Genomic DNA, 11,732 nt, shown 5'->3' with positions numbered 1-11,732 from the left:
CGGCCGTCGATCGTGTCTAACGGCTCGACAGTTGATCGGTCGCACCCGGAACCGGTTGCGCTGGATCATTTCCCAGAGCCACGATCGCGTTGTCCGAGTCGACGTGGACGACCTTGGGTTCGTGCACGATGACCTCGGCCTCGTCGAGTTGCAGGAACGACATGATGATCACCAGGTCACCCGGGTTCACCAGATGAGCCGCTGCCCCGTTGATGCAGATGACCCCTGAACCGGCGGCGCCGGTGATCACGTAGGTCTCCAGTCTCGCGCCGTTCGTGACGTCGACGACCTGAACCTTTTCGCCTTCCACGAGATCGGCGGCCTTCATCAACGTCTCGTCGACCGTGATGGAGCCGACGTAATGCAGGTCGGCCTGAGTGACTGTGGCACGGTGGATCTTACCGTTCACCAGAGTGCGGAGCATGTTTCTGTCCTCGGTTCGTCAGATGCTGTGAGTTGTTCAGTGAGAAACGCTGTGGCGTGCCCGCGAATCCGTGGCGTCCGCATCCATGGCGTCACGCAGGCTCTTCGGCCGCATGTCCGTCCAATGCTCGTCGACGTAGTCGAGGCACTCCTGCCGGCCGGCGTGGCCGTCCGCTCCGTGGACGATCCGCCAGCCCTGCGGTACCTCCGCGAACGTCGGCCACAGTGAGTACTGTTCTTCATCGTTCACGAGCACATAGAACGTGCCCTCGTCATCATCAAAGGGGTTGGTAGACAAAGTCGCCTTCTCTCTGCTCGCTCGATTCAGAAGTGATGTGGACGGTGGCCTCCGCCTCGGTTCGCCTGACCGAGGCAACGATCGAGTCCACCAGCTCCCCCGAACGCACTGCCAGGTTCGACAAGAGGGTCGACGTGAGGCCGTGGGTGTGCTCGGTGTTGCCTTGCAGGTAGATCCCGCCCTTGATGCGTCCGCTGGTGGTCACCCGGTATTCACGGTCCACGACGGGGCGGCCCTGGTCGTCCACATCGCAGGCCGCCGCCAGGGGCCCGAGCAGCTCGGCAAGACTGACCGGTTCGAAACCTGTCGCGAAGATGACTGCGTCGCAGCTGAACTCGTCGACGCCCTGGGACGGTCGATGGCGGATCTGCACGGATACTCCGTCATCCGTCTCGACCAGTGAGCTGACCTCCGACGCACCACGTACGAACAACCTCCGGCGCCCCGACACCCTCTCCCCGTACTCGCGGCGGTACAGCTCCTCGATCAGCGGTGGATCCACTGCCGAATAGTTGGTTCCACGGTGATAGCTGAGCAGTTGCGCGCGGAGTTCGTCGGACGACTGATGGAAGTCGACAACAGCGTCCGGATCGAAGATCCGGTTGGCGTAGGGACTGTCGTCGGCAGGTGTGTACCCGTATTTGCCGAAGACCGCGTGGATCTCGGATTCCGGATACGTCTCGTGCAGATAGGCGGCCACCTCTGCAGCACTCTGTCCGGCACCCACCACGATCAGTCTCTGGTGGCGCATGCGCGGCAGTTCCCGGAGGTGCTCGAGCAAGCGGTGGTTGTGGAACACACGCGCGCTCTGCGTGACACCCGCGGGCACCTTGGAACGCAGGCCGCCCGCGAGAACCACGTTGTGCCCGCGCACCGGGACCGAACCCGGCACCTGGACCTCGAACACGTCGCCGGTCCAGTTCACCGAGCTGACCTCGATCCCGTAGGCGATGGGCAGCGACACCTTGGCGGCCGCCCATTCGAGGTAGTCGTGGAACTCGAGCCGGGTGGGAAAGAAGCTCTGCTGGTTGATGAAGTCCGTCAGCCTGCCACGCTCGGACAGGTACTTCAGGAATGAGTAGGGACTGCAGACGTCCCGTTGGGTGGCAAGGTCTTTGAGGAAGGAGATCTGCATGGTGGTGCCGGGGATCAACATGCCCCGGTGCCAGCCGAACCGCTGCTGTTTCTCCACGAACTTCGCCGTCAGGCGGTCTGCCGGACGGGCCCGGTCGTTGTACTCCTCGATCGCGATCGCCAGCGCGAGGTTCGCCGGTCCGAAACCGACGCCCACCACGTCGAACGGAGCACTCTCATCGGTGGTCATGAAGCGACTCCTCCTGCCGGGCTCCCAGCGGAACCGACAACTCGAACGATCATTGGGTTCACGACCTCACATCTCACTCGGGTAAGTATAGGCTAACTTAAGTACAATGTGAAGTCAGCGTGCACGTTGGTGGCGTTTGCTGACCTTGCCCACCGCGGTCCGTTCGAACTCGTCGACCAGTTCCACGACGTCCGGGATCTTGTACGCGGCAAGACCTTTGTCGGTGAGAAATCTCCTTATTGCCGCGAGCGACAGCGCCGACCTGTCGCTTCCCTCCCGTGGGATGACAAACGCTTTGGTGCGCTCCCCGAGCAGCTCGTCGGGCACTCCGACCACCGACACATCGTGAACCGATTCCGATGTCAGAAGGACGTTTTCGACCTCCTCGGGTGCGATCTTCTCTCCGCCCCGGTTGATCTGGTCCTTGGACCGCCCCACCACCGTGAGGTAGCCGCGCTCGTCCGCGCGGACTATGTCGCCCGTTCGATAGAACCCGTCGGCGGTGAAGTTGACGGCGTTGTGCTCGGGCGCGCGGTAGTAACCGCGGATGGTCGACGGTCCGCGCGTCAGCAGATGGCCGGAGGTGCCGAGGGGCACCTCATGTCCCTCGTCGTCCACCACCAGCACCTCATCGGCCTCCAGCGTCGGGCGGCCTTGCCGGGTGGTGATCGTCTCTTCGTCCTCGTCGAGCCCGGTGAAGGTGGTGAGCCCTTCGGCCATCCCGAAGCTCTGCTGCACGGTCGCACCGAGCTCCGAACGCACCCGGCGGGCGGCCTCTGCACTGAACTTGGCCCCACCCACCCGTAGGACCTTCAGAGTTCGCAGGTCATACCGGCGTTTGAGCGACGAATTGAGCCACACGAGCGCGAGCGGTGGGACCACCGACACGTCGGTCACGCCGTGCTGCTCGATCAGAGGGAACGTGACGTCGGGACTTCCGTTCGGGGCGGGCACCACGGTGCCGCCTTTGTAGAGCACCCCGAGGAACCCCGGCGAGCGCATCGCAAAGCTGTGGCACATCGGCAGGACCACCAGTTGGACGGTGCCATCGGTGATCCCGCCGATGTCCGCACTGGCCCGGACGGAGGCCAGGTAGTCCTCGTGGGTGTGGGGAATCACCTTGGGCTGACCGGTGGTACCGCCCGACAACTGCAAGAAGGCGACGTCCGACGGCAGGGATCTGCGTCGGTGTGCCGCGAGGCCGCTTGAAAGCAATTGCTCCGCGTCGCCACCCGCGCCGTCCTCGGACAAGACGACGGTGTGGAGCCGGCCCGCCGACGACTGTCTCAGCTCCCTCGCCAGTGACCCGAAGTCGTTGCCGGCGTGGGATTCGACGGTGACATAGGCGACCGCCTCGGTGAACCCCACGAAGTACTCGATCTCATGCCTGCGCAGCGCGGCAAGGGCAAGGACGGGAACCGCCCCCAGCTCGAACAGAGAGAACAGGATCGGCAGGTAGTCGGGCACGTTCGGCAGGTGCACCACCACACGGTCGCCACGACCGACACCGAGAGCTTCGAAACCCGCCGCGAACGCCAGTGTCCGCTCCCCGAGCTCGCGATAGGTCATCCGGGTGTCTCCGGCGATGATCGCGATCTGATCGGGCGACCGTTCGATCGTCTCGAACAACATCTCGGACAGCGTCTGATCGGTCCAGTAACCCTCGTCGCGGTACCGGGCGGCAAAGTCGGCAGGATATGGCACGACCCCGTCCAGTTCCAACGGTCGCAGCCCGCTCACAGCGAACCCACCTGTGCCGAAAGGCGTTGCACGCCATCGTCTGTCCACGTGGAGGACGGGGTGTTCGCCTTTGTCCCCAGCTCATCGATGAACTCGCCGAGCGCTATTGCCCCGGCCCTGGCCACCTCGTGCGTATCGCGTTCGCGATAGCCAGGATTGAAGATCTCGAGCGAGAGGGGCCCGTCATACCCCGATGCCAGGACGGTGCCGATCGGGGCGAGGAGATCCATCTGCCCCTCACCGGGGAAACAGCGATGCCCACGGCTCCATTGCATGAGGTCCGTGGAAAGCAAAGGCGCATCGGCCAGTTGGAGAAATCCCACCGAGCCGGCTGGGAGTTCGGACAAGATGCCGATGTCCTCACCCCGGGCGATCAGGTGGAACGTGTCGACCACCAGGGTCAGGTTCGGATGATCGGCGCGCTGCAGCACTTCCCAAGCATCTGCGACCCGGCTGATGTGGGTACCCCACGCCAGAGCTTCGAACATCACCGTCACGCCGTGCTCGGCGGCCACGTCGCCCAGCGCCGCCAGCTGTGCCACCGACAGGTCACGGCTGCTGTCGGCGTCATCATCGGTGTTGGAGACCACGAGTATGGAGTCGGCACCGATCTCCCGCATCACCTCCAGCTCGCGTCGAAAACGAGCTTGCACAGCACCGAACTCGTCGTGCGGCACGCCTTCGGCTCGCCGGAACGGCTGATAGAGGTCGATGGTCAATCCGAGGTCCGCACAGCGGCGAGCACATTCGCCCGGGGACATCGCCGACTCCCGAAGGTCGGCATCCAACAACTCGATACCGTCGAACCCGGCGGCGGCAATCGCATCGATCTTCTCCTCGAGGCCGCCGCCGAGAGACACCGTTGCCATGCACATCTTCATGAGACAACGCCCTGGCCGGCGTCGTCAGCACTCGTCTCGGCTTCCGCCGACACGAGACCCGACAGCAGGACCTCGATCCACGTGCCGACCACCGGATCGGAGGCGAGCACGGGAAAGTCGACGTGGGCCGAGCCCGCGCTGCGCCACTTCTCCACCAACGACATCAACCGAATCGAATCAAGACCGGCGTCAAGGAGATCCAGGTCGTGCGTGACCTCGGCGGGAGCCATGCCGAGAGCTCCCGCGATGTCGGCAACGATCTGCTCCTCCGACAAACTCGTGAACACACCTTGCTGACTCAACTGCAGCTCCTCACTCGCAATGTCGGGGCGAAACGCCACCGGGACAACGGCATTGCCGCCATGTCAGGCGCGAGAAGTCGCAATCGACTCCGACGATGGGGCGACACATCGTACCGCCGCGCTTACAACTAAGCCTATACTTATCTGGCGAGTTATGGAAGCGTGCGAAATGTGAGGTGGGCCAAGCTCAGCTCTGCGTGCGGCCCCGAGACCAAGCCCTCCAGAGGTTGCCGTAACGGCCTCCGAGCGAGACGAGTTCGGCGTGTGTACCCACTTCGACGATCCGTCCGCGTTCCATGAAGACGATGCGGTCGGCGCGAGCCGCCTGGCTCAGGCGATGCGCCACAATGAGTGCCGAGCGTCCACGAAGGGCCGCTTCCGCCGAGGCCTCGAGGACACCCGCACCTGCGCTGCCGGCGTCGGCGGTCGCCTCGTCGAGTATCGCCATCTCGGGGTCGAGCAGAACGATCCGGGCCAGGGCGAGTTGTTGCGACTGCATCGGTGTGAGGTGGTGCCCTTGCTCGCCGACAACCGTCTCGATGCCATCGGGCAACGCACGTACCCACTGACATGCATCGACAAGATCCAGTGCGGCCCAGAGCTGATCATCGTCGGCGTCCGGCGCGGCGATTCGAAGGTCCGAGGCCAGCGTTCCGCTGAAGACGTGTACCTCCTGGGTGACCAGCGCTGTCGAACGCGCCAGTTCGGTGCGGTCGATGGACGTGATGTCCCTGCCACCCAACAGCACACGTCCCTCGGACGGCATGTGGATACCGGCGACGATGGTGGCCAGTGTTGTCTTCCCGGCGCCCGACGATCCCACCACGGCGATGTGTTCTCCCGCCGCGATCGACAGCGAGATGTCGTGCAGCACCTCGTGCTCCGGCGAATACGAATAACTGACGTTGCGGATCTCCACCAGCGGTACCCCCGGCGCAGGCCGGGCCGGCCGGGTGTCGACGGCCGTCGTGGTGGTCGCCGCGCAGTCCGCCTCCTCGATCACGCCCACGATGCGACCGAGAGCGGCTGCGCCGGACTGCAGGTCGTTCACCAGCAACATGACCCGTCCGATCGGGTCGAACAACAACAGGAAATAGAGCATGGCTGCGGTCACTGCGCCGACGGTGAGCGAGTCCGCCCCGACCAGCACGAACCCGATGATCAAAATGGTTGTCATGCCGACGAACTCGCCCAGGTTGATGCGGGCGCCGAGTCGGTTCTGCAGCACGATCGCACGCATGAACCAGCGGACCACCGACCAGGAATGACGCTCGATCCGGCCGTTCAGCGACCGCGACAACTCGAATGCGTGCACGGTGTCCAACCCGCGGATCGAGCCGAGTACGTGATGGGCCCGCTCGGCGGTGGCAGCCCGTTCCGCGGCAAACATCGCGGGCGCCTTCTTCAGGAACATCCGCACACCGTTCACATAGACCGGCATGACCACCACGAGAACCAACAGGAAACGCCAATCCAGCAGCGCCAGGCCGACAAACGTCACGACGATGGTGAAAGTGGCTGTGAGAAGGGCGGGTACCACCGATCCAATGGCCTGGCTCACGGTGCTGACATCGTCGGTGGCCCTCGACACCAGGTCACCACTGCCGGCGGCCTCCACGCGCGCAAGCGGCAGCCGCAGCGAGGCGGCCAGCATGGTCTCTCGCAGATGCGCCAGAATCGTCTCGAAGATCTTCGCGGACAAACGGACTCCGAGTCCGGCGAGCACCGCGGCACCCACCGCCGAAGCGGCCATGACCCCGGCCAGGCGCCATATCTCGCCGGTGGCGCCACCTTCGTCGGCGATGTCGACGATCTCCCCGAGAGCTCTCGGCGTGACGAGCCCCAGTGCTGCTGCAGCCGTCATGATCCCGGCGAGCAGCACGAGGGGCCAGATCTGTTTGCGCACCTCGACGCCCAGGTAGCCCATCGTGACGCGAAAGTTCGCAATGGCGAGTTTCTCCGTCGAGACCTCAGGTGTCACATCCCCGGTCGCGGCGCTCATCGGCCGGCCCCGGTCGATCCGGCGGGCAGCAGGCCCGCGCCGGCCAGATCGCCCTGGTAGACCAGTGACCCACCGGAGATGATCACCACGTGTTCGGCCGCTTCAAGGAACGCCGGCGAGTTGGTGAACACCACCGTGCTCAGACCCTCACGGGTGAGATGGAGCCGCCGCGCGACGGTGGCCTCGGTGACCGAATCCACTGCTGTGGTGGGGTCGTTGAGGATCAGTACCTTCGACTCCGCGGCCAACGCGCGGGCCAGACCCACACGTTGGCGCTGCCCGCCCGAGAGCATGCGGCCGGCCTCGCCCACCGGGGTGTCGAGGCCCGCGGGCAACACCTCGACGACGTCGTCGCAGGCGGCCGCGAAGATCGCGCGGGTGACGCGGGAATCACGGTCAGCGGCATCGTCGTCCACACCGGCCTCGATGTTCTCGAGCACCGAACCCTCGAAGAGATCCGCAGAGTGCGGCACTGCTCGCACCAGCTGATGTACGACGTCGTGGCCGAGGTCGAACAGGTCCACATCACCGAGCCTCACGACGCCGGACTCGGGTGCCTTCTTGCGTGCGAGAACGGCGACGAGTGCTTCGGTTTCCTCAGGGGCGCAGACAATCGCGACCAGTCCCGCCGGGGGCAGTTCGAGGGTCAATCCGGCGACCGGCCCGGCCGTCATATCGTCGAAGGATAACGGACCTTCGGCGTTCCGGACGGACCCCGACTCGATCGCCGATTCGGCCTGCAACACCGACAGCACCCGTTTGGCGCAGGGAACCGCACTGTTCCAGAGGGCGCCGAAGTTGGTCCCCAGTGCGTTCAGCGGCCCCATCACGAATTGGGTGAGTCCGACGACCGTAATCAATTCGCCGAAGCTGATCTGCCCTTCGACTGCCATCAGGCCCGCCGCGATCCCCACTCCCACAACGAACAACGCGGAGACCATCTGCATCACGCCGATGTAGGTGCCCTGCGATCCGGCAGCGCGGATTGCACCGACGCGCGCCCGACTGCTGGCCACCCGGTACCGCCGGCCGGCCTCGGGTTCGGCACCCAGTCCCTTGACGATCCGCAATCCGGCGACCAGATCTGCGGCCGTGCCCGCTGCGTCGCCGGCGAGTTCTTGTTCGTGCTCGGTCCGCGCCCGCAACGGTCCACCCGCCAGGTCGAGAATCCACAGGAGGGTCGGCGCCCCGAGAAGGATCGCCAGCCCGAGCGGCCAGGAGATGAACAGCAGGACGGCGCCCGCCACGATGACCGCGGCGAGTTCCCCGATGGGGAAGACGGCGATGAACACAGCGCTCGACAATCGCATCACGTCGGAGGTGGCGATGTTGAGGGAGACGCCCGGCAGTCGTGCCGGGCCGGCCATCCCCCGAGGGTCGAGAAGACGATCGGTGACCCGCATCCGGAACTGGTGCTCCACCAGAGCGTGCGCGTACATCGTCAGACGCTCACCGAACCGCCAGGTGTGCGACAGGAGGAGGAATACGGCAGCCAGTGCGACAACCCAGGCGATGAGCGACCCGACATCGCCGGTGGACACCGCGCGGTCGATCGCCAATCCCATGACCACCGGCACCAGCGCTTCACCGACGAAGTGCCCGACCATCAGGATCATGCCCGGCACTGTGTACTTCCCGGCCCCGAAGATGGTGCGGATGACCAACGTTTTCGGTGTGGTGTCGGCATCGACTCGGATCTGCTTGCTGCGCACCGGCTCTGCGGGCGGCACGAAGAACACCGGGAGCCGCGAGCCGGTGTCGATCGTGAGCCGATCGGACCGCCCAGAGTTCAACACATGATTAGGCTATCCTACCTTCGGGCGCCCGAGCGACTCCCCTGCCGAAAATTTTAGGGCGCCCTAAGTAGCCGCGACCACCCTAGGAACGCCCCATCGACGGCGGCCGTGCCACGTCCACCAGGTCAGCGACCAGCGCAGAGAACTCCTCGATCTGATCGATCACATCCGACCGCAGTTCTGCCATGTCTTCTTCGGACATCGCCGACGCACCGGGCTTGCTCGCGGCGATCAGCAACTCGAGGTTTGTCCGCAACGAGGTGAGCGGGGTCCGGAGCTCGTGGCCGGCGTCGGCGATCAGCTGCGACTGCCGATCACGCGAATCCGACAACGCGGCCAGCATCGTGTTGAACGTGGAGGCCAGCCCGGCCAGTTCATCGTTCCCGGCCACCTGGATCGGGCGGAGATCATCGGTTCGGGCAACCCGTTCAGATGCTCGTATCAATCGGTCGACCGGGCGAAGGCCTGCCTGCGCGACCGTTGTACCCGCCACCCCCGCCAGGATGGCGCCGCACCCTCCGATGATGCCGAACACCCAGGCGAGCCGGGTCAGCACTGCCTGCGTGGAGGTCAGGTCTTTGGAGAGGACCAGCGTGACCCCATCGGTGAGCCTCTGGGCGAGAACGCGATGACCGTCGACATTCGACAGCGACGATTCCTGTTTGCCCTCGATCACATCCCGTTGACCGGGCCCGATCGGAATGGGACCGGTGCGAACGGTCAGCCCGTTCTGCAGCACGAGTCCGAAGTAGATGCCGTTGTCGCCGTACCGGATCGTCTGCGCGACCATCTCCAGTGATGCCTGGTCCTCGACCTCGATCCCCTGGTTCACCCAGGTCGTCACCGACAGAGCCCGCGACTTCAGGTTGTCGTCGACACGTTCGTTCAGCCCGTCGCTGACCACCAGATAAGCGGCCAGGGCCATCACCGCGGCGGCCACCGCCACAACCGCCCCTGCCAGCACGGTTATCTGCCAGCGCAACGAACGTCGCGGCGCGCGCCCGGCGCCGCGACGACGCACGGCGGTTCGACGCTGGAGGCGACGCAACGGACTGACGATCACGATCCCAGTGTGGTCCACGAAGGTAAGAGGGGACTGAACCTTTGCACTCGGCGTCACCGACGCCCGGTCCATCCGAGCTGCCGCCGAACTCGCAGGCGACACCACGATCGTGATCAACAACGCCGGAATCCTGGGCGGCGACAATCTGAGCACCACATCGATCGAGACCATCCGCGCGACCTTCGAGGTCAACTTCTTCGGCGCCATCCAGGTGGTGCGAACATTCGCGCCGGTTCTGGCAGCGAACGGCGGAGGAGCATTCCTCGACGTGCACTCGGTGCTGAGCTGGATCGGACTCGCCGCGGACTACAGCGCGTCCAAGGCCGCGTTCTGGTCGGCGACCAACTCGTTCCGGATCGAACTCGCGGCGCAGGGAACGCACGTGATGGGCTGCACCTCGGCTACACCGACACCCCGATGACCGCCGCGGTAGACGCGGAGAAGAACGATCCCGCCGACATCGTCCGGCTCGCGTACGACGGGCTCGCGGCGGGCGACTACGAGGTGATCGCCGACGAGATCAGCGCGAACGTCAAGGCCGGCCTGTCGGCCGGCATCGAGACGCTCTATCCACAGCTCATCAACTAGTGAGCAGTACGTGCGCGGCGTGCGAGTTCCACCGTGGCCGAACGTAATTCGTCGATCGAGTTGATCGGCGATGCGTACCCCGCACGGGTGTAGGCCACGCCTCGCGGCGTGGTGACGCGTAGATCGAGTCCGTAGCGGTCGGCGCCGGTGCAGGTCACCTCGGTGGTGTCGGGGAAACCACCGAGTGTCTGGGCCATGGCGAGCAGGGAGTCGCGGTGGTCGTTGTTGAGGTGGTCGATCGCGCCGGCCGCGTTGGGGATCACCGGGTCAGGTGACGCTGCGGCATAGGCCTCGGCGGATGCCGAGTCCATGCGGCCGTACCCGCCTACCCACCGCACGCGCTCGACGCGCAACACCCAGAGGGAGAAATCGCTGTAATCGACGTAGTACTTCGCAGCGGGCACTCCGTCCAGGTGCGCCTGGCGCGCTGCCGCGTACTCGGCCTCGCTCGGCTTCTCCACATGACCGGCCAGCGTGATGCGGGCGCTGGCCAACGGGTCCGCCTCGGCGTTCGGCGTCACCACCGCGATGCTGGCCCGGGGATTGCCCGCGAGATTGCGTCCGTGTTCGGCCATGTGCGAGACGCACAGAACCGGCGACCCGTCGAGCAGACCGTAGGTGATGAACGAGGCCCACGGGTCGCCCTCTGCGGTGAGGCTGGCGAGCGTGCCGATGTTCGTCGACGCGACAAGCGTTCGCGCTTCCTCTGCCGCAGACGGCCGCGTGGTGTCGGCGATGTCTGCCAGTGGAGGTGGCACAGAAGGAGCGTCGCCGGGGTCACCGTGATCGAGAGCCATACGCCGAACGCTACTCGAACGGACCCTGACCGGGTCAACCCTCGACGACCTGCAGCGTCACGCGCTGATCTTCCAGCCCCTGACTCTGGGGAACGTTCTTAGGAACTGAACGTTGGCGGTCCGCTGTGTGGTCGTTGGAACTGCGCGAAGGCACTCGTTGCCGACAGTGTCTGTAGGGCGTCGAACAGCTCGACGCCCTCGCCGTCGTCGGGGATGGCAGTCATTACGGGCCCGAAGAAGCACTGGCCGTCGATGCACATGATCGGGCTACCACCAGAGTCACCGAGACTGTCTTGGCTTTCCTGGTGAGCTACGCGCACTGCACTGTCGTAGGTGGAGTCGTCGAGACTGTCGGCGAGCTGGGGATCGAGGCCGCACTCGGAGAGCGCTTCGGCCACCATTGCTGTGGTGACGTCGGCACTCTGGTGGTGCACACGCTGGCCCAGGGCGGTGTAGAGCGGTCCGAGTGCGCTGTCGCCGGCCCTGTCATGCGCTGCGGCCAGGACACGACCCAGCCG

Annotated in this window: 13 protein-coding genes; 2 read left to right on the top strand and 11 right to left on the bottom strand. The window is 65.2% G+C overall.

What is annotated here, in order from left to right:
* Window positions 1–16: 16 nt before the first annotated feature.
* From panD to ACVWY6_RS00025, 9 genes are all read right to left on the bottom strand, one after another.
* Window positions 17–424, bottom strand: coding sequence for an aspartate 1-decarboxylase (panD, locus tag ACVWY6_RS00065; RefSeq protein WP_023960166.1), 408 nt, complete (start codon window positions 422–424; stop codon window positions 17–19).
* A 36-nt stretch (window positions 425–460) separates the two neighbouring features.
* A complete protein-coding gene (locus ACVWY6_RS00060) occupies window positions 461–721 on the bottom strand; it encodes an MbtH family protein (protein ID WP_457535459.1) in 261 nt (86 codons plus the stop codon).
* Window positions 702–2,045, bottom strand: coding sequence for a lysine N(6)-hydroxylase/L-ornithine N(5)-oxygenase family protein (locus tag ACVWY6_RS00055; RefSeq protein WP_457535457.1), 1,344 nt, complete (start codon window positions 2,043–2,045; stop codon window positions 702–704). The genes ACVWY6_RS00060 and ACVWY6_RS00055 overlap by 20 nt, the downstream gene beginning before the upstream one ends.
* Before the next feature lie 114 nt (window positions 2,046–2,159).
* Window positions 2,160–3,749: a (2,3-dihydroxybenzoyl)adenylate synthase gene (locus ACVWY6_RS00050; protein ID WP_457535456.1), complete on the bottom strand. Its 1,590-nt coding sequence runs from the start codon at window positions 3,747–3,749 to the stop codon at window positions 2,160–2,162.
* A 32-nt stretch (window positions 3,750–3,781) separates the two neighbouring features.
* Window positions 3,782–4,654: a sugar phosphate isomerase/epimerase family protein gene (locus ACVWY6_RS00045; protein ID WP_457535454.1), complete on the bottom strand. Its 873-nt coding sequence runs from the start codon at window positions 4,652–4,654 to the stop codon at window positions 3,782–3,784.
* Window positions 4,655–4,662: 8 nt separating this feature from the next.
* Window positions 4,663–4,968, bottom strand: coding sequence for a phosphopantetheine-binding protein (locus ACVWY6_RS00040; RefSeq protein ID WP_457535453.1), 306 nt, complete (start codon window positions 4,966–4,968; stop codon window positions 4,663–4,665).
* A gap of 187 nt (window positions 4,969–5,155) precedes the next feature.
* Window positions 5,156–6,970 (bottom strand): ABC transporter ATP-binding protein, encoded by a 1,815-nt coding sequence (locus ACVWY6_RS00035; protein WP_457535451.1) that lies wholly within the window; start codon window positions 6,968–6,970, stop codon window positions 5,156–5,158.
* Entirely contained in the window at window positions 6,967–8,766 is a 1,800-nt protein-coding gene (locus tag ACVWY6_RS00030; protein WP_457535449.1) for an ABC transporter transmembrane domain-containing protein, read from the bottom strand. Before ACVWY6_RS00030 ends, ACVWY6_RS00035 begins: the two co-directional genes overlap by 4 nt.
* Before the next feature lie 82 nt (window positions 8,767–8,848).
* The gene (locus ACVWY6_RS00025; RefSeq protein WP_457535448.1) at window positions 8,849–9,829 is read right to left on the bottom strand and encodes a histidine kinase dimerization/phospho-acceptor domain-containing protein; all 981 of its coding nucleotides are present in this window, start codon (window positions 9,827–9,829) and stop codon (window positions 8,849–8,851) included.
* 109 nt (window positions 9,830–9,938) lie between these two features.
* Here ACVWY6_RS00025 and ACVWY6_RS00020 point away from each other — a divergent pair, with 109 nt between their 5' ends.
* Both ACVWY6_RS00020 and ACVWY6_RS00015 read left to right on the top strand, forming a co-directional pair.
* Complete coding sequence (locus tag ACVWY6_RS00020; RefSeq protein ID WP_457535446.1) at window positions 9,939–10,250, top strand: SDR family NAD(P)-dependent oxidoreductase; 312 nt, start codon at window positions 9,939–9,941, stop codon at window positions 10,248–10,250.
* Window positions 10,247–10,417, top strand: coding sequence for a hypothetical protein (locus ACVWY6_RS00015; RefSeq protein ID WP_457535444.1), 171 nt, complete (start codon window positions 10,247–10,249; stop codon window positions 10,415–10,417). Before ACVWY6_RS00020 ends, ACVWY6_RS00015 begins: the two co-directional genes overlap by 4 nt.
* Here ACVWY6_RS00015 and ACVWY6_RS00010 read toward each other — a convergent pair.
* Both ACVWY6_RS00010 and ACVWY6_RS00005 read right to left on the bottom strand, forming a co-directional pair.
* Entirely contained in the window at window positions 10,414–11,214 is an 801-nt protein-coding gene (locus ACVWY6_RS00010; RefSeq protein ID WP_400721008.1) for a HugZ family pyridoxamine 5'-phosphate oxidase, read from the bottom strand. The two genes, ACVWY6_RS00015 and ACVWY6_RS00010, sit on opposite strands and share 4 nt — an antisense overlap.
* A gap of 98 nt (window positions 11,215–11,312) precedes the next feature.
* Window positions 11,313–11,732: mycothiol-dependent nitroreductase Rv2466c family protein (locus ACVWY6_RS00005; RefSeq protein WP_457535441.1), on the bottom strand; the 420-nt coding region annotated here is incomplete at its 5' end.

This window comes from Williamsia sp. R60 (assembly GCF_054063855.1).
Note: the sequence above shows the minus strand (reverse complement) of the source record. Positions and strands in the feature narration are given on the sequence as shown.

Coding starts and splice junctions, on each gene's coding strand:
- panD (WP_023960166.1), bottom strand. CDS start 424: ATGCTCCGCACTCTGGTGAACGGTAAGATCCACCGTGCCACAGTCACT.
- ACVWY6_RS00055 (WP_457535457.1), bottom strand. CDS start 2,045: ATGACCACCGATGAGAGTGCTCCGTTCGACGTGGTGGGCGTCGGTTTC.
- ACVWY6_RS00045 (WP_457535454.1), bottom strand. CDS start 4,654: ATGGCAACGGTGTCTCTCGGCGGCGGCCTCGAGGAGAAGATCGATGCG.
- ACVWY6_RS00035 (WP_457535451.1), bottom strand. CDS start 6,970: ATGAGCGCCGCGACCGGGGATGTGACACCTGAGGTCTCGACGGAGAAA.
- ACVWY6_RS00015 (WP_457535444.1), top strand. CDS start 10,247: ATGACCGCCGCGGTAGACGCGGAGAAGAACGATCCCGCCGACATCGTC.
- ACVWY6_RS00010 (WP_400721008.1), bottom strand. CDS start 11,214: ATGGCTCTCGATCACGGTGACCCCGGCGACGCTCCTTCTGTGCCACCT.